The 16,087-nt window shown below is 63.9% G+C and carries 16 protein-coding genes; 6 read left to right on the plus strand and 10 right to left on the minus strand.

Translation table 11 applies throughout. From position 1 onward, the window contains the following. Window positions 1-204 precede the first annotated feature (204 nt). On the plus strand, window positions 205-747 hold the full coding sequence (locus SM764_RS00885; protein ID WP_347509069.1) for a hypothetical protein: 543 nt from the start codon (window positions 205-207) through the stop codon (window positions 745-747). A 151-nt stretch (window positions 748-898) separates the two neighbouring features. On the opposite strand, the gene SM764_RS00890 is transcribed toward SM764_RS00885, so the two are convergent. Beyond that, window positions 899-1,609 carry a VIT1/CCC1 transporter family protein gene (locus tag SM764_RS00890; protein WP_274827710.1) on the minus strand — a complete coding sequence of 237 codons (711 nt, stop codon included), beginning with the start codon at window positions 1,607-1,609 and terminating at the stop codon, window positions 899-901. Between the two features lie 111 nt (window positions 1,610-1,720). After that, window positions 1,721-3,016: a calcium-binding protein gene (locus SM764_RS00895; RefSeq protein WP_369000778.1), complete on the minus strand. Its 1,296-nt coding sequence runs from the start codon at window positions 3,014-3,016 to the stop codon at window positions 1,721-1,723. A 176-nt stretch (window positions 3,017-3,192) separates the two neighbouring features. On the opposite strand from SM764_RS00895, the gene SM764_RS00900 reads away from it, so the two are divergent. After that, on the plus strand, window positions 3,193-3,633 hold the full coding sequence (locus tag SM764_RS00900) for a group III truncated hemoglobin (RefSeq protein ID WP_368947203.1): 441 nt from the start codon (window positions 3,193-3,195) through the stop codon (window positions 3,631-3,633). A gap of 9 nt (window positions 3,634-3,642) precedes the next feature. On the opposite strand, the gene SM764_RS00905 is transcribed toward SM764_RS00900, so the two are convergent. Genes SM764_RS00905 through SM764_RS00915 form a run of 3 tightly spaced genes read right to left on the minus strand, consistent with a single transcriptional unit; the run spans window position 3,643 to window position 6,538 of the window. Next, window positions 3,643-4,668 (minus strand): YcjF family protein, encoded by a 1,026-nt coding sequence (locus tag SM764_RS00905; RefSeq protein ID WP_368947204.1) that lies wholly within the window; start codon window positions 4,666-4,668, stop codon window positions 3,643-3,645. After that, the gene (locus tag SM764_RS00910) at window positions 4,668-5,123 is read right to left on the minus strand and encodes a GNAT family N-acetyltransferase (RefSeq protein ID WP_368947205.1); all 456 of its coding nucleotides are present in this window, start codon (window positions 5,121-5,123) and stop codon (window positions 4,668-4,670) included. The genes SM764_RS00905 and SM764_RS00910 overlap by 1 nt, the downstream gene beginning before the upstream one ends. Continuing rightward, window positions 5,120-6,538, minus strand: a complete 1,419-nt coding sequence (locus SM764_RS00915) for a YcjX family GTP-binding protein (RefSeq protein WP_368947206.1) — start codon at window positions 6,536-6,538, stop codon at window positions 5,120-5,122. The genes SM764_RS00910 and SM764_RS00915 overlap by 4 nt, the downstream gene beginning before the upstream one ends. 176 nt (window positions 6,539-6,714) lie before the next feature. Here SM764_RS00915 and truA point away from each other — a divergent pair, with 176 nt between their 5' ends. Then, a complete protein-coding gene (gene truA, locus SM764_RS00920) occupies window positions 6,715-7,494 on the plus strand; it encodes a tRNA pseudouridine(38-40) synthase TruA (RefSeq protein WP_369000917.1) in 780 nt (259 codons plus the stop codon). A gap of 324 nt (window positions 7,495-7,818) precedes the next feature. Here the strand turns inward: truA and SM764_RS00925 are convergent, their stop codons facing one another. Further along, a complete protein-coding gene (locus SM764_RS00925; RefSeq protein WP_369000779.1) occupies window positions 7,819-8,634 on the minus strand; it encodes a thioesterase family protein in 816 nt (271 codons plus the stop codon). Window positions 8,635-8,639: 5 nt separating this feature from the next. Further along, window positions 8,640-9,875, minus strand: a complete 1,236-nt coding sequence (locus SM764_RS00930; protein WP_368947208.1) for an acyl-CoA dehydrogenase family protein — start codon at window positions 9,873-9,875, stop codon at window positions 8,640-8,642. Between the two features lie 123 nt (window positions 9,876-9,998). Between SM764_RS00930 and SM764_RS00935 the strand changes: the two genes are divergently transcribed. Next, entirely contained in the window at window positions 9,999-10,934 is a 936-nt protein-coding gene (locus SM764_RS00935) for a 2-hydroxyacid dehydrogenase (protein ID WP_369000780.1), read from the plus strand. 19 nt (window positions 10,935-10,953) lie between these two features. Here SM764_RS00935 and SM764_RS00940 read toward each other — a convergent pair whose 3' ends face one another. From SM764_RS00940 to SM764_RS00950, 3 genes are read right to left on the minus strand one after another with little or no spacing between them, the layout of a single operon-like run. Then, window positions 10,954-11,454, minus strand: a complete 501-nt coding sequence (locus tag SM764_RS00940) for a flavin reductase family protein (protein ID WP_369000781.1) — start codon at window positions 11,452-11,454, stop codon at window positions 10,954-10,956. Window positions 11,455-11,463: 9 nt separating this feature from the next. Further along, entirely contained in the window at window positions 11,464-12,699 is a 1,236-nt protein-coding gene (locus SM764_RS00945) for a styrene monooxygenase/indole monooxygenase family protein (protein ID WP_369000782.1), read from the minus strand. 38 nt (window positions 12,700-12,737) lie between these two features. Then, window positions 12,738-13,514: an SDR family oxidoreductase gene (locus SM764_RS00950; protein WP_369000783.1), complete on the minus strand. Its 777-nt coding sequence runs from the start codon at window positions 13,512-13,514 to the stop codon at window positions 12,738-12,740. Between the two features lie 182 nt (window positions 13,515-13,696). Between SM764_RS00950 and SM764_RS00955 the strand changes: the two genes are divergently transcribed. Both SM764_RS00955 and SM764_RS00960 read left to right on the plus strand, forming a co-directional pair. Then, complete coding sequence (locus SM764_RS00955; RefSeq protein WP_369000784.1) at window positions 13,697-14,764, plus strand: AraC family transcriptional regulator; 1,068 nt, start codon at window positions 13,697-13,699, stop codon at window positions 14,762-14,764. Between the two features lie 220 nt (window positions 14,765-14,984). Beyond that, window positions 14,985-16,046 carry a C4-dicarboxylate TRAP transporter substrate-binding protein gene (locus SM764_RS00960; RefSeq protein ID WP_369000785.1) on the plus strand — a complete coding sequence of 354 codons (1,062 nt, stop codon included), beginning with the start codon at window positions 14,985-14,987 and terminating at the stop codon, window positions 16,044-16,046. Window positions 16,047-16,087: the final 41 nt, after the last annotated feature.

A 16,087-nucleotide genomic window follows, 5' to 3' on the forward strand; every position in this document is an offset into this window, starting at 1 on the left:
CGGGTACGTAATTCGAATAATGATGGCCGCACGGTGGGACATGCGGGCCTTATAGGGCGCTGCATCAGGAGGGTAAAGCACACAACGTCGCGACACCCTGCGCTGCTGCGCAACATTCTTGCGCCTCAACAGTTGCCGGACACACTCATGCGCTGTATTTACGGAAGAATAATCAATTAAAAACACAACACAGGACCCTTTTTAGTGAAAACCTACATTCTACCCGCGCTGCTTTCCGCCAGCGTCACGCTTTCGGCTTGCGACACAGCAGAATCCCCCAGCGAAACCTACGCCAGCAGGCTGCAAACCGCAGAACAGCTGCCTGTCTCAAAGAATATCTCGCTGACCGCGGCCGGGAAAAGGCTGCCATTGCAAACGGCGACACAGACCCGGATCAGCTTTGCGCAAAACGAGTTGAACGAAGCCAATCCCCCCATGACCCAAGCGGACTGTACACTGACCAGCTCCGCCTTTTCGGGCGCCCTGCGGGTTCCGGGCAAGGTGAACCTGCCCAGTTTTGGTCGCGCCACACCGCCGATGACGATCGCCTGCACAGATGGCAAAAAGACTGTCACTCAAACCATAGAGGTGACGAACCTCACCAAGCTCAAGGCCCAGGAAAATGCCGCAGCGCAGGTTCTTTGGGGTGGTGGTCTGCTGGGGGCGGCTGTGCTGGCCGGAATGTCCAGTGAACGCGACAAGTCTCTGGACCTCTACGGCTACCCTCCAAAAATCCAGGTCAAGTGATCCGCGTTGCGGATCAGTCAGAAGCAAAGGTTCTGCGGCCCCCGTTGCGGGGCCTCAGCGCGCCATAAAAATGGAATGTCAGGATAACCTGACAAGGTCTTAAACCGTTTCGCACGCGAAACATTTCCCCCCGCAGGGCAGACACCGCGCCTCAAGCGTGGAACATCAACCCCACGCCGTAGGCCATGGCCGCCGCCGCGCCGCCGATCACCAGCGTTTCCCCGCCCGAGCGCCACCAGGGCGCCAGCGACCAGCGGCTTTTGAGGGCGCCAATGGCAAAGAAACAGCCCATGGTCATCCAGGAGGACACGGTAAAGGCGTTGGAAAGACCGAAGAGAAAGGGCAGCAGCGGCACCATCCCCGCCACCAGAAAGGCAGCAAAGGTAGCGATGGCGGCCTTCATCGGGTGCGGGTCCACCCCGGCCAGCCCGTATTCGCCCTCGATCATCAGGTCGACCCAGGTTTCACGGTTCTTGCAGATCTCGTCGGTGGCCTCGTCCAGCACGCGACCGCTTAAACCCTTGAGCCGCAGGATCTCTCGCACCTCCTCGCGCTCTCCATCCGGGTAGTGGTCGATATGATGGTTCTCGACCTGGCGCAGTCGGCGGGCGTCGTCCAGTTCAGCCTTGGTGCCGGAATAGTTGCCTGCCGCCATGGAGAACCCATCGGCCAGCACATTGGCCAGCCCCAACGCCACGATCACAAAGGGCGACAGCCCCGCGCCCGCCACCCCCGCCACGATGGCAAAGGTGGTGACGGATCCGTCGATGCCGCCATAGACCACATCGCGCAGCACCCCCCGCCCCGGCGGTGCGCCGATCCGGTCCTTGATCTCCTGCGGGCTGTGGCCGTGGTCTGTCATTGTGGGGTCTCCGGGCAGGGCATTTACGCTACCCTATCGCGGCAAAAGAAGGGGCGCAGCCCTCAAATAGAAGACCGCGCCCCGTCGTTGTTTTGCCCTCAACAGCAGGGATCAGAAGATGAAATCGCTTTGGTCCAGCTGATCCGCCATGACGCCTTCGAGCAGGATCGAGGTATTGCCAAATTCCACCCGCGTGCCGCGCCCCGCATCGCTGATGCTGAGATCGGCAAAATCCATGCCCAGCGTATTGAGGCTGATCAGGTCGATCCCGTCCTCGAAATCGGAGATCCGGTCGCGCCCTTCGCGCATATCGGCATAGACGAACTCATCCCAGCCCGCGCCACCGGTCAGCACGTCGCGGCCATTGCCGCCGGTCAGGACATCATCGCCGCTGTGACCCTTCAGCATGTCGCGTCCGGCGCCGCCCTCCAGCATATCATCTCCGCGGTGGCCTTTCAGCATGTCATTGCCAGAGCCGCCGTTCAGATCATCGCCGCCACCGTGGCCCTTCAGGTGGTCATCCCCCTCATCACCGAACAGGCGGTCGCTGCCCTTGTTGCCGAAAAGATGATCGTCGCCACCGTCACCGCGCAGCACATCGTTCTGGCTACGTCCCCAGAGCCAGTCATCATCGGCGCCGCCATCGATCCGATCAGTGCCCTTGCCACCATAAATCCGGTCATTGCCAAGACCGCCATCAAAGACATCGTCCCCCGCGCCCAGACGCACGGTTTCCGAAGCCCGCTGGAACTGGTCCTCAAGGATGTCGAGCGCCTGCGCCCGGTTGGTGCCTTCGATCTCACCCGCGGCCACGGGCAGCAGGCCGACATAGCCATCCTGCGATCCGTTGATCTCGCCGCCGGTCCCGGCGCCGAAGCCCGACCCCACATTTTGCCCATGAATAACGATTTCCCGGTTTTCCATCGGCATCAGATCCGCCGCAGTATAGTCGTTGCCGCTGACCGGGCTGAAGAAGTTGCTGTCGTCACCCAGCTCATAACTCTGGATGAAATTCATCGTGCCGTCCGACCGGGTCATCGGCAGCACCCCGTCGCCATCGGTCAGCGGCAACAGGATGTCGCCATAGGCGGCCAACCCTTCCAGCACTTCGACAAATCCGTCCTGATCCGCATCATCCGCAATCAATGGCATGCGGGCATCCGAGGGGTTCCCTTCGTCATCAAAGGTGCCATGCACATGCTGGGCGTGGCGCACATCCGGGGTCAGCCCCGCCGCCGAGATCGAGATATTCAGATAGCGGGTACCGTCCTCTTCGGTATTGACCGACAGCAGCGCATCGCCGGTGACGCCCGAATTATTCATCGCCCCCAGGTCTACCGACCAGAAGGCGTCCGCGCCGCGCAGGAACGTCTCGTAGGATGCATAGGATGAAGCCAGATGGGCCATAGGTATCTCTCCCTTTGTTTGAACCTCTGCCCACAGCCACGAAGCCCCCGCGCAAAAAGTTTCATGCCCGATGCGATTTTTTTTCAAAACGGCTTTGGCCAGCCTAGGTCAGCCCCCTTTTCCCGCGCCTCTGGCCCGGCTATTGCTGTCCTTCGAAACCAAAGTCAGGAGCTCCCGTGACCTCCCCCGATCTGCCCACCCCCCCCGCACAAAACGCCCCGCTGCGCCGCTTTGACATCAGCGGCGCCGAGATCGACGAGGTCGTGCGTGTTTTTTATGGCAAGATACGGCAGCACCCCGTGTTAGGGCCGGTGTTCGGCGCCCATGTGACCGACTGGCCGGAACACGAGGAAAAGATCGCCCGGTTCTGGCGCAACGCAATCCTGCGCGAGAAGTGCTACAACGGCAATCCGATGCGGGTGCATGTCTCTCGCCCCGATATCAAGGCCGAGCATTTCCCACTCTGGCTTGACCTGTTTCACAGCGTTCTGAAGGCTGAGCTGCCCACGCAGACCGCGCAAAGCTGGGGCGCGCTCGCCGACCGGATCGGCGAAGGCTTCAGAACCGGTGTAACCGCCATGCGCCAGCCCAAGGATGCCCCGCCCAAACTGTTCTAAGGCGCGCGCCTAGCGGTCTGCGTCCACCTTTGACTTGGATCTTGAAAACAGACCGGACAGCGCCCGCTGCACGACCCTGCGGGTCGAAGGGCGGTGGCGCGGGGAAAACGGCATCGGACGGCAGACCTCCATCGCGGCGATGCCAACCCGCGCCGACAGCGCCCCATTGACCACACCTTCGCCAAACCGCCGCGACAATTTCGACAGGACCGATCCGCCCAGCACGGATTCCAGCAGATCGTCCCCCGCCGCAACCGCGCCGGTGGCCACCAGATGCGCCAGCACCGCCCGCGTCAGCCGCCAGGAGCCAAGCAGGCCCGAGCGTCCGCCGTAGATCTCGGCCACCCGCCGGATCATCCGCACCGAGGCAACAAGCGCCGTCACAACATCGGCCAGTGCCAGCGGCACCAGCGCCGTCACCGTCGCCACCTGCCGCGCGGCGCCTTCGACCTCCTGCAGGGCGCGCGCATCCAGCGGCGCCAGCAACTCGTCTTCTGCCAGCTGCAACAAGGCATCGGCATCCATCACCTCGGGGCTGCGTTCCGCCAGCCGCGCGCGATGCCAGGCCAGATCCGCGCGATCTCCGTAAAACCGCTCCAGCCGCGCCACATAGGCGCGCGCCGCCGTGGGATCCTCCACCGCCGGGATCGCGGCCTGTCGCAGATCGTCAACCCGCTTCAGCCGCGCCAGCGCCAGCCCTTCGCGCAGCAGCATCAGCGCCGCCAGCACCAGCGCCAGCAGCAAAGCGGCAGAGATCGCCCAGCCCAGAACCGGCACCCGTGCAATCAGCCCGGTGGCAAAATCCCAGGCCGCAACGGACACCATCGCGCCGAGCAGTGCCAGAACCGTGCCCCAGAACCAGCGCGACAGCCGCGAGGGAGGCCGGGCCGCCAGCGCCGCAGCCCGCTGCATGGCAGCCGGAGGCGGCCCGCCCGGCACCTCCGGCCCAAGATCGGGAACCGGCGGCGCATCGCTGACAGCGGGGGCCGATTTCTGGTCTTCCTCCAGATCAAAGACGACGGGTCCCTGGCTCATCACGCGGCCTCCTGTTTCGCGGCCTGCCAGGCATAGGAAATATCCGGCAGCCCTTCGTCATTGCGCGCGCCATCGCTGCGCGCCGTCTCAGTAAACCCTTCGCGCAGGTAGAACCGCTGCGCCCCGGAATTGGCCTCAAAGGTCCAGAGGTGCAGATGCCCGCTGGTCCCCTTGGCCGCGTCCAGAAGGCGTTTGCCTATGCCCTGCCCGCGCGCCTCGGGCGCCAGATAGAGGGCGCAGATTTCCGCGCCATCACGGGCCAAAAATCCCAGCACCCTGGCGCCCTCCTCGGCCACGGTGACCCATCCCCGGTCGATCATCACCCCGCAAAAGGAAATCGCCTCGGCCCCGGAATACAGCTCTGGCATCCAGGGCGTTTCTGCCGCAAACCGGTGCAGGATATCGCCAATCGTGCCCGCATCCGTCGGGCGCGCCGGGCGCAATTCAAGGCTCATAGACGGTCTCCGATCAGGAATTCGGCGGCCCGGTCCAGTCGGATATGCGGCAGGCCATCCCCGGGTCTGAGGCTCAGGGGCGCAGGCGCAAAGGCCATGCTCTGATAGTCTCCCTCCAGCCAGCTCTCAGCACCCTGGCGCGCCGGGGTCAGCAGCTTGCCCGGGTCCTCGGGCAAAGCGCCGGGGTAAAAGGCCGCTTGCCGTCCACCCTCCAGCAATGTGCCGCGCACGCAGGGCAACTCCCGTCCCTGATGGGCGCGCATTTCCTCGGTCGTGGTCCGCAAAGAGGCCAGCGACAGGGCCGCCGTTTCCGCCCCGGCAAAGCGGGCGCGGTCCTGCGCCTCGCGAGTCAACGCCTCGATGATCGCGGTCAGCTGCGGATGCTGGACGTGGTGCAAATGGTCCGCCTTGGTGGCGGCAAACAGGATCTTCTCCACCCTTTTGCCGCCCAGGATCCGGGTCAGGAACCGGTTGCGCCCGGGCCGGAAGGCGCCCAGGATATCCGCCATCGACTGGCGCAGATCCTCGACTGCGGGTGGGCCGGAATGGATCGCCCCCAGCGCATCGACCAGCACCACCTGACGGTCGATGCGGGAAAAGTGATCGCGAAAGAACGGCTTCACCACCCGCGCCTTGTAGGCCTCATAGCGGCGCGCCATTTCACGCCGCAGACTGCCACGCGGCGGGCTGCCCTCCCCGGCGGCAAGCGGCGCAAAGGTCAGCACCGGTGAGCCTGCGAGATCACCCGGCAGCAGGAACCGGCCCGGCGTGCAGTCATAGAACCCGGCATTGCGCGCGGCGTTGAGGTATTCGGTAAAGGAGGCCGCCAGCGCCTGCGCCTGCCCCTCGTCATGGGCGGCATGCGCATCGGTGGCCCCTGCGGCCGCAAGGAACCCCTGCGCCTCTTCCCGCCCGGCGATCCGGGCCAGCACTTCGCCGGACCACTGGTCATAGCTCTTGTCCAGCAGCGCCAGATCCAGCAGCCATTCCCCCGGATAATCCACGATATCCAAATGCAGCACCCGGGGGCCCTGCAACCCGGCAAGCAGCCCGGAGGGCCGCACCTTCAGGCTGAGGCGCAGTTCGGAAACGGCGCGGGTGCTGTCCGGCCAATGCGGATCAGCCCCGGTGAGGGCGGCCAGATGGGATTCATAGTCGAACCGCGGCACGGTGTCGTCGGGCTGGGGTTGCAGATAGGCGGTCTCGATCCGCCCATCCCGCGCCGCCGATAGCTGCACCATGCGGCCCCGGTTCATCAGATTGGCCACCAAAGAGGTGATAAAGACGGTCTTGCCCGCCCGCGCCAGACCGGTGACGCCGAGCCTCAGGCTCGGTTCCAGAAAAGTCTCCGACAGGCTGCTGCCCAGGGCCTCGACCCGGCGGGCTGCGCTGTCGGCTAGGGATGTCAGTACCACGCGCCTGCCTTTGTCCTGTTCTGCTGTACTCTGCTCTGCTTTGTCGCTCCGGCGGCCGGGCCGCTCAGCCCAAGATAGGCAGGCTCCAGGCTGGATACCAGTGCCCGATGCAGCAGGCAAAGGCCCGCCGGGGCAAAGGACTTGCCTTGCGTCCCGCACCGCGCTACTGCCGCGCCATGCCGCGTTTTGCTCTCAAAGTCGAATATCATGGAGCGCCCTTTGCCGGCTGGCAAAGGCAGAAGGAACACCCCTCTGTGCAGGGGGCGATCGAGGCTGCGCTGGCGCGACTGGAGCCTGGGGATCACACCATCGCAGCCGCCGGACGTACCGATGCCGGAGTGCACGGGCTGGGCCAGGTGTCGCATTGCGATCTGCAGAAAAACTGGGACCCCTTCCGCCTGTCAGAGGCGCTGAACTTCCACCTGAAGCCCAATCCGGTCGCCATCACCGCCTGCGCAAGGGTCGCCGATGACTGGCACGCGCGGTTCTCGGCGGTAGAGCGGCAATACCTCTTCCGCATCCTGATGCGCCGCGCCCCGGCCACCCATGAGGCAGGCCAGGTCTGGCAGGTGCCGCATGAACTTGATGCCGAGGCGATGCAGCAGGCCGCAGATCACCTGATCGGGCACCACGATTTCACCACCTTCCGCTCCACCATCTGCCAGGCCGCCAGCCCGGTCAAAACCCTGGATGAGCTGACGGTGGAACGGGTCGACGGCTTCACCGGGCCGGAAATCCATTTCCACGTGCGCGCTCGCAGCTTTCTGCACAATCAGGTGCGCAGCTTCGTCGGCACGCTGGAACGGGTCGGCGCAGGCAGCTGGTCCCCCGCCGACGTAAAGGCAGCACTTGAGGCCCGTGATCGCGCTGCCTGTGGCCCGGTCTGCCCCGGACATGGCCTCTATCTGGCCCGCGTCGGTTACCCCGATCCGGTCTTTGCCACAGACAGTCGGTAGCACACGTCCCAGAATGCAGGGGCGGGCTCCCGCGCCTTTTCCCTGCATCACAGATGCAAAGCAAAGCCTTGGGCCGGGCGCCACTGACGCGGCGCAGATCCCTCCCCCACTGCCGGGTCAAGGGCGGCCCTGCCGCCGCGCGGCACGCGCGGTTTACCCTTGAGGCGGCATTTCAAACTCACAATCGAAGGCGCGCGTTCAGGGCAGACCTGCCCCTGAACCGCTTCCCCAGCCCCCCTGCGCCGCGCAAGCGGCGCCACGCCCAACTGTGCGGAGCATTCGCAGAATGCTGCAAGCAGGCGGGAGCGCTCACCCGCCGCAACTTCAGGAGGGCGGGTGCAGCACCAGAGTCTGCAAGGCGGTCGCGACCGGCCCTTTGGTGTCCTGCAGGACCGATTGCGACATGCCGATGCCGGTGCCGTGCCAATGCGACACGGAATCGGAGGCCAGCCAGTCGCTTTCCGGGGCGCGGTGCACATGCAGGGTCAGGTCGGTGTTCATGAAGCCCATTTCGGCCGGACGCGCGTTCCAGGAGATACCATTGCCGCAATCGGCAAGCGCGCAAAGCGACTGGATCGGCGACTGCTCCTCTTCCTCCAGCAGGGTCGTCGTGCGCATCCACATCGCCTTAGGGCCAGGGCCAAAGCCCGCCCCCGGTGGATAGGCAACATCCAGAAACTGCCCGAAATAGGGCCTGTCGTGCAGCCCGGCGCCGATGGTGAAATCGCCGGGCGTGGCCTCCTCCAGCCGCAGGGGCGTGACCGGCGCCGTCGGCACCTGCCCCAGATCCTTCTCGACCAGATGCATCGAAGAGGCCCGCACGCAGAGTGTTCCGTCGTCATCGTGGACAGTCACCGAAGTGGTTGCCAACGTCCGGGTGTGGCGGGTGGTTTCCGCCGCCACCCAAAGCCCCGCCAGCGGCAGGGGGCGCAGGATGTCAAGAGTAAGCCGGGTCAGCATCTTGCCCGGCCCCACCGCCTGCTCTGCCGCCCGCGCCACCAGCCCGGTGACCGGACCGGCGTGGCAATGATCCGGGGACCAGGGGCCCCGGGCCGGGTCATTGCCGACAAAAGCGCCATCGGCGCGCTGGGAAAAGAACGGCGCCGCCGACAGGGCGTTTGACGACTGCGCCTTTGACATCAGCCTCAGACCTTTTCCTGCGTGTATTTCTTCAGCTCGGTCCGTGCCACCTGACGGCGGTGCACCGCATCCGGCCCATCGGCAAAGCGCAGCGCCCGCTGCCAGGTCCAGCCCATGGCCAGCGGCGTGTCCTGAGAAATGCCCTGACCGCCGTGCATCTGCATCGCCTCGTCCAGCACCTTCAGCGCAACCCGGGGGGCAACCACCTTGATCTGCGAGATATGCGGCGCGGCAGCGCGCGCATCGCCCTGATCCATCATCCAGGCGGCCTTGAGGCACAGAAGCCGCGCCATCTCGATCTCCATACGGCATTCTGCGATGATATCGTAGTTGGCCCCCAGCTGCGCCAGCTTCTTGCCAAAGGCTTCTTTTTCGAGCGAGCGGCGGCACATCAGCTCCAGCGCCGACTCGGCCTGACCGATCGAGCGCATGCAATGGTGGATACGGCCCGGCCCAAGGCGCCCTTGGGCGATTTCGAAGCCGCGTCCTTCGCCAACCAGCAGGTTCTCGGCCGGAACGCGCACGTTGGTAAAGCGCAGATGCATGTGGCCATGGGGCGCATCGTCGTGGCCAAAGACCTCCATCGGGCGCAGGATCTCGATGCCCGGCGCATCGGCAGGCACCACGATCATCGAATGGCGCCCGTGTTTCGGCAGATCGTCACCGCCGGTTTTCACCATCACGATATAGACCTTGCAGCGCGGATCACCTGCCCCCGAGGCCCAGTATTTTTCACCGCTCAAGACATAGTCATCGCCATCGCGCACGCAGGACATGTCGATATTGGTGGCATCGGAAGATGCAACTTCCGGCTCGGTCATCAGATAGGCGGAGCGGATTTCCCCCTCCAGAAGCGGCGCCAGCCATTCCTTCTTCATCTTTTCGGTACCGTAGCGCTCGAAAACTTCCATATTGCCAGTATCGGGGGCTGAACAGTTGAACACTTCGGAGCCCAGCGGCGTCTTACCCATTTCCTCGGCAAAGTGGGCATATTCCACGGTGGTGAGGCCAAAGCCACGGTCGCTGTCGGTCAGCCAGAAGTTCCACAGACCGGCAGCTTTCGCCTTGGCCTTCAGCCCTTCAAGGATCTCTGCCTGACGCTCGGTATAGGCCCAGCGGTCGCCCTTGCCGATCTCGGCCTGATACTCGGCCTCCAGCGGCATGATCTCATCGCGCACCATCGCCGCGACCCGGTCCAGCAGCTTGCGGTTCTCGTCCCGCATCCCAAAATTCATATCCATGACCTTCCTCCCTGCGCCTTTCGCTTTGGCTGAAATCATGGCTTAGTCGCGCGAACGCTGTCCAGCACTGTGACGGAACGTAACAGGCTGACGGTACGGAAGTAACGGAAGGAAACAGAGCGAATGGCACTACTTATCAGCATCGGACATGGCGGCTGGTTCACCGAAGAAGAGCTGGCACAAGAGCTGCGCGCGCTCAGCCCCGGCGCGGATATCCGCCCGGCCTCAAACCCTGGAAACCTAGATGAGATCACCATGCTGGCCGTTTCTTCGCTGAAAACCGACATCGCCGCACAGCTGCCCAATCTGCAACTGGTGCAGAAACTGGGCGCCGGGGTCGAAACCATCGTCAACCACCCCACCGTGGCGCCGCATGTGCGCGTGGCACGGCTGAAGCCGGAAGAACCCGCGCGCGAAATCGCGGAATACTGCCTCGCCTATATTTTGCGCGAACAGCGCAATCTCCTGCATCACGCGGCGGCGCAGGCCCGGGCTGAATGGGATTCGGTGGCCCCGAAACGCACCCATATGACAACGGTCGGCGTTCTTGGCCTTGGTCATATCGGCGGGCTGACCGCGCGGCTGATGGCGAGCCTTGGCTTTCAGGTTCACGGCTGGAGCCGCTCCCCCAAGGAGATCGAAGGCATCACCTGTCACCACGGCGCAGAGGCACTGCCGCAGATGCTGGGCCAATGCGATTATGTCTGCGCCATCCTGCCCTCGACCGCCGATACGCGCGGGCTGATGGATGCGGAGCTTCTGGCGGCGATGAGACCCGGCGCGGTGCTGATCAACGCCGGGCGCGGCGATCTGATCGACGAGGCCGCCCTGATCGCAGCGCTGGATCGCGGCACGCCCGGTCATGCGGTGCTGGATGTCCTGTGCACGGAACCCCTGCTCCAAGATGATCCGCTGTGGCGCCACCCGCGTGTGACCATCACCCCGCATGTGTCGGGCTGGCATCTGGGGGATGCACTGGGGGATGTGGTGGAGAACCTGCGCCGCCTTGGCACCGGTCAGGCGCTGCTGCACGAGGTGGACCGGGCGCGCGGTTACTGACGCGCCCGGAAACCGGTCTTCAGATCGGGGCGAGGCACTGGAACCCCGACCGCTCATACAGCAGCGGCTCGCCATCGCCGTGGGCGATATCGGTGATCTCACCGATGAATACCGTATGGCTGCCCGCGTCAGTCGCTTCGCGTACCTCGCAGGAAAAGCACAATAGCGCAGAGGCAAGGCGTGGCAGGCCGCGGGAGTCCTCCTGCCAATCGCCCTCGGCGAATTTCTCTTCGCCGGTGACCCCACCCTGCCCCGCGAATTGCAGTGCCAGCAGGCCATCGGGTTTGGCCAGCAAGTTGACATTGAACCGCCCGGTGTCCCGGATCGCGGCGCCGGTACCGGTGGCGCGGTTGACGCAGACCAGAAGGCTGGGCGGCTCTGCCGAAACCGAACAGACGGCGGTGGCGGTGATACCCCGGCGCTCCCGGCCCGCATCTGGCCCCGACAGGGCGGTGATCACCGTCACCGCCCCCGGGAACCGCGCCATCGCCGAACGGAAGCTGGCTGGATCGACGCTCATGCCCATGCCTCAGGCCGCCTGCAATTGCGACAGATAAGCCTCTGCCGCCTGCGGATCGGCGAACCACGGGAAGAAGTCGCGCGGATCGTCGAACCCGTTGGTGATCCGGTTGGCCAGACGCGGCTCGGCGCAGGCGGTGCCCATGATGTTGAGCACATGCGGCGGCGGCGGCAGCAGCATCATGTTGGTCCAGTTCACCACCCATTGCGCATAGTCCCAATAGGCGTTGAATGTGCCCTGCATCCAGGCCTCGTCAAAGGGCAGATCATCCCGCGCAAGAATCCGGTCCATATAGACCTTGGCCGCCTTTGAGGCGTTGTTGGAGCCTTGCCCGGTGATCGGATCGTTGAGGCAAACCGCATCGCCAATCCCCAGCACCTTGGCCCCCGAGGGCAGCGTCGCCACCGGCTTGCGCACCGTCGGCGGGAAGCGACCAGCCAGGATGCCGTTGTCGTCGGTCAGCTCGATATCGGTGCACCGCTCGGCCTCCCAGGGCAGGAAGGTCGACAGGATTTCTTTGGATTTCGCCAGATGCTGTTCGGGGGATTTCACATCGCCCCAGCAATCCATCGGACCACCCGGCACGCCTTCAAACACCATGATCTCGCACGGACCGGTGGTGGTCAGCGCCGGGAAGACGAAATATTCGCCAACGCCCGGGATCAGGTTGAAACAGACCGCCGAATGCTCGGGGCGCGGGGTCATGCCGGTGACATAGGTCAGCGCCAGCGCCCGCATCGGTTTGTCATAGGGAGATTTCTCCGCGTCGCGTTCAAACAGCCGCCCCACATCGCCCTTGCCCGAGGCGACCAGCACCAGATCGTCTTCGCGTGCATAAAGCTCCAGATCGCTGATGCCGGCCTCCTTGATGACCAGCTGGCCGCCGAGGCGTTCGAATTCCTCCAGCCAGACCGGGATCTTGACCCGCTGGTCCACAGAATAGGCAAAGCGGTCCAGCCGCCCGGTCCAGTCGATCGCCTTGGCGCCTGCCTCTTCAGGGTGCGGCACGGCAAAGGAGATGCCTTCGACCGGGGGGCACTGGTCCTCGGTCCAGAAATCGATGCCGAGATCGCGTTCGTTCTGCACCGATTCGCCGAACATGCACTGGCTGGACATGACGCGGCCGGTCTTGATGTCTTCGGCGGTGCGGTTCTGCACGATGCGGACCTTGTAGCCCTGTTTCAAAAGGCCAAGCCCCAGTTGCAGTCCGGACTGGCCGCCACCGATGATGGTGATCATTCTCATGGTTGTTACTCCCTGTCGGTTTGTTTTTATGCGCAGGCTCAGGCCATCAGCTGGGCGATGGCTTCTTCGTCGCGTTCCGGCCCCATGGCGGTATAGCCGCCGTCGACGCGGATATCGGTGCCGGTGATGAAGCCCGCCTCGTCCGAGCAGAGGAACAGCACCGAATTGGCGACTTCCTCGGGGTTGCCGGTGCGCCCCAGCAGGTGGAACGGCTTGGCCACGCTGTCGGTCTTCTCCCGGTCGCCGCCGGTCAGCTCGTCCATGATGTTCGACCATGTCCAGCCGGGGCTGACCGCGTTGACGCGAATGCCATCGGGCGCCAGATCCATCGCCTGGTTACGCGTCAGTTGCAGGATGGCGGCCTTGGACACCGGATAGAGCCAGCGACCCTTTTGCGCGACACGCGCCGAGATCGAGCCGAAATTGACGATGGCGCCGCGGTTCTTGGCCAGATCTTCGCGCGCGGCCTGCATCAGCATGACCGAGCCGACGATGTTCACATCAAGGCTTTCCAGCCACTCCGCCCGGGTCGATTCCGCGCCGTTATCGAGGTAGGAACAGGCCACGTTGACCAGAAAGTCGATGCGCCCGAATTCTTTCTTGGTGGCCGCGACCAGCGCCGCGATGTCATCATCCTCGCGCAGGTTGGTCTTGCAAAAGGCGATGCCATCGCCCACCAGCGCCTGACCTGCCTCTTCATTGATGTCGGCGATCATCACCTTTGTGCCCGCGGCGCGAAACGCCTGTGCGATGGCCGCGCCGATCTTGGTGGCGCCGCCCGGAATGATGGCAACTTTGCCGTCCAGTCCCTTCATCTGTCATATCCCTGTCGTGCTGTTGTGGTTCTTGTGCAGTTGTGAAAGACAGGTTTCCCGCCGCATCGGTCTCCGGCTATCCGATAGGCGCAGCCATTATCCAAAAAACGAAGAAATCTGCGTCGCCCTAGGTGGAATGGCGGAACCCGTGCTATGCAGGGGCAGGTTCAACAGGACGACAGATGCCAGGCCCGCAGGAGACATTCCGGGAACCGGCAGTACCGCTTGCGCGGTTTGCGCGGTTCCGCACCCACGATCTGGACGAGGCCCGAGAGGCCGTCGGCCGCATTTTCTGTCCGCATCAGCTCAATACCATCGGCAAGGCACCATTCCAGGCGCGGCACCACCATGTGCCAGGGGAACGCGTGTCGCTGAACTACATCGAATATGGTGCCAAGACGCAGATCGCGCCGGGATGTCTGGACCAGTTCTATCTGGTGCAAATCCCGGTCAGCGGCAGCGCCGCCATCGTCAATGGCACCGATCGCTATACCAGCGATGCGGGGCGCGCCGCAGTGCTGAACCCACACCGAGAAACCACAATGATCTGGGAGGAAGGCTGCAAACAGCTGCTGTTGCAGATCAGCCGCCGGGCGCTGACCGCCCACGCCAATGCCAATCTCGGCCTCACCACCGATCAGCCCATCGCATTCGAAGGGGCGCTGGATCTGACCAGCGCCGCCGGGACCCGGCTGCTGCGCTTGGTGCATCTTCTGGTGGCGGATGCGGAACAGGCGCGGGATCCTGCCCTGCCCCCCAGCGCCCCATTCCCTGCCCCGTCCGCCGTTTCGGCAAATCCCAGCCCGCTGCTGACGCATTACATGGAAAACACGGTGATGACCGGCCTGCTGGAGGCGCATCGGCACAACTATTCCGGCCAGCTGCGGCGGGTGACCTCCTCGGTCATTCCCGGCCATGTGCGCCGGGCGCAGGCCTATATGCTGGCCAACCTCGACCGCCCGCTGGATATCGACGAGATCGCCGCCTATGCCGGGGTCAGCGCGCGCAACCTGCAACTGGGGTTCAAACGCTTCCTGTCGATGGCGCCCATGGCCTATCTGCGTGACATCCGTCTGCAGCGGGCACACGAGGATCTGCTGCAGGGGCGGCGCGAGGCCAGCGTCACCGAAGTGGCCGAACGCTGGGGCATGACCCATCTCGGGCGGTTCTCACAATACTATAAGACACGCTATGGGTGTACCCCACAGGAAACGCTGAAGAACGCCCGCGCCCGCGACTTTCTCGGCTGAATTTCCACCCCTTTCCCGTTTTCCATTGGATTTCTGCAGGTTTGAGGCTGAAGCCCTCCGCCTGCACCGTCAGTGCTGCGATGCAGCAACTGACCTTGCGTCAGCCACCTGCGCCAATCGACACAAGAATCCTGTTGCCTTTCTCCCCATGATCAGCCAAGAATTTCCCTATATCGGAACTTAATTCTACATAGTGGAATATCTCTGGGAGGAGACCGTCATGAATACCCCGTTTAAATCACGCCTGAAATCCGCCCTGCTGCCCGCTGCGCTGATGGCCTTTGCCGGCGTTGCTTCGGCGCAGACCACCCTGATCCACGGCGAGGCCGGCCCGAATCGCGGCGCCCGTGCCGCCGCGCTGCAATGGTTCGCCGATACCGTCGGCGAGACCTCGGGCGGCGATCTGAAGGTGGACGTGCAATGGGGCGGCGCCCTGTTCAAGGCCAATGCCGCCGTGCAATCCATCGGTGACGGCGTTGCCGACCTCGGCACCGTGATCGCGGTCTACTATCCGCAGGAAATGCAGTCCTATGGCATCGCGGATCTGCCGCTCGACAACCCGGACGCCTGGGTCGGCATGCGCGCCACGGATGAGCTGATGCGCTCTTCCCCGGTGATTGCCGAGGATCTGGCCAAGAAGAACCTCGTTTACATCGGCACCTTCACCACCTCCGCCGTGCACATCGGCTGCACCGGCGATGCGATCCGTTCGGTCGAAGACATCAAGGACCGCAAGATCCGCGGCACCGGCGCTTATGGCAAGGTCTTCGGCGAGCTTGGCGCCAACATGGTCAACATGAGCATCTACAAGGCCTACCAAGGTCTGGACACCGGCCTGCTGGAATGCTCGCAGGGTTATTCCTACGCTGTCACCGCCCTGAAACAGCAGGAAGTCATGGACAACTACACCCTGCTGAACTGGGGTCAGGTCGGCGGCCTTGGTATCCTGATGAACAAGGACGTCTTTGACAGCCTTTCCGAAGACCAGCAGCAGGTCCTGCTGGAGGCCGGTCGCGGCATGGCGGATGAATTCGGTCGTCTGATCACCACCGCCAACGATGCTGCCATCGAAACCATGAAGGAAAAGGGCATCGAGGTCATCACCCTGCCCGAGGAAGAGCGCGCCAAGATGGTCGCCGCAGGCACCAAGCATATCGACGCCTGGGTCGAGCAGATGAACGCCTCCGGCATGGACGGTGCGGCCCTCCTGGAGGAATACCGCGGCCTGATCGCCAAATACACCGAAGAGCGTGACAGCAAGGGTTATCCCTGGACCCGCTAAACCGTAGGTCCCGCCTCCTCATGACTGGTGGCAACACCACA

Source organism: Pseudophaeobacter sp. 1A16562 (assembly GCF_041008785.1).
Taxonomy (GTDB): Bacteria; Pseudomonadota; Alphaproteobacteria; order Rhodobacterales; family Rhodobacteraceae; genus Phycobacter; species Phycobacter gallaeciensis_A.

What these genes read in the sequence shown, in the direction of transcription:
- SM764_RS00890 (WP_274827710.1), bottom strand. Translation starts at nt 1,609, where the DNA reads ATGACAGACCACGGCCACAGCCCGCAGGAGATCAAGGACCGGATCGGC.
- SM764_RS00895 (WP_369000778.1), bottom strand. Translation starts at nt 3,016, where the DNA reads ATGGCCCATCTGGCTTCATCCTATGCATCCTACGAGACGTTCCTGCGC.
- SM764_RS00905 (WP_368947204.1), bottom strand. Translation starts at nt 4,668, where the DNA reads ATGAGCCAGGGACCCGTCGTCTTTGATCTGGAGGAAGACCAGAAATCG.
- SM764_RS00910 (WP_368947205.1), bottom strand. Translation starts at nt 5,123, where the DNA reads ATGAGCCTTGAATTGCGCCCGGCGCGCCCGACGGATGCGGGCACGATT.
- truA (WP_369000917.1), top strand. Translation starts at nt 6,715, where the DNA reads ATGCCGCGTTTTGCTCTCAAAGTCGAATATCATGGAGCGCCCTTTGCC.
- SM764_RS00925 (WP_369000779.1), bottom strand. Translation starts at nt 8,634, where the DNA reads ATGTCAAAGGCGCAGTCGTCAAACGCCCTGTCGGCGGCGCCGTTCTTT.
- SM764_RS00930 (WP_368947208.1), bottom strand. Translation starts at nt 9,875, where the DNA reads ATGGATATGAATTTTGGGATGCGGGACGAGAACCGCAAGCTGCTGGAC.
- SM764_RS00935 (WP_369000780.1), top strand. Translation starts at nt 9,999, where the DNA reads ATGGCACTACTTATCAGCATCGGACATGGCGGCTGGTTCACCGAAGAA.
- SM764_RS00940 (WP_369000781.1), bottom strand. Translation starts at nt 11,454, where the DNA reads ATGAGCGTCGATCCAGCCAGCTTCCGTTCGGCGATGGCGCGGTTCCCG.
- SM764_RS00945 (WP_369000782.1), bottom strand. Translation starts at nt 12,699, where the DNA reads ATGAGAATGATCACCATCATCGGTGGCGGCCAGTCCGGACTGCAACTG.
- SM764_RS00950 (WP_369000783.1), bottom strand. Translation starts at nt 13,514, where the DNA reads ATGAAGGGACTGGACGGCAAAGTTGCCATCATTCCGGGCGGCGCCACC.
- SM764_RS00955 (WP_369000784.1), top strand. Translation starts at nt 13,697, where the DNA reads ATGCCAGGCCCGCAGGAGACATTCCGGGAACCGGCAGTACCGCTTGCG.
- SM764_RS00960 (WP_369000785.1), top strand. Translation starts at nt 14,985, where the DNA reads ATGAATACCCCGTTTAAATCACGCCTGAAATCCGCCCTGCTGCCCGCT.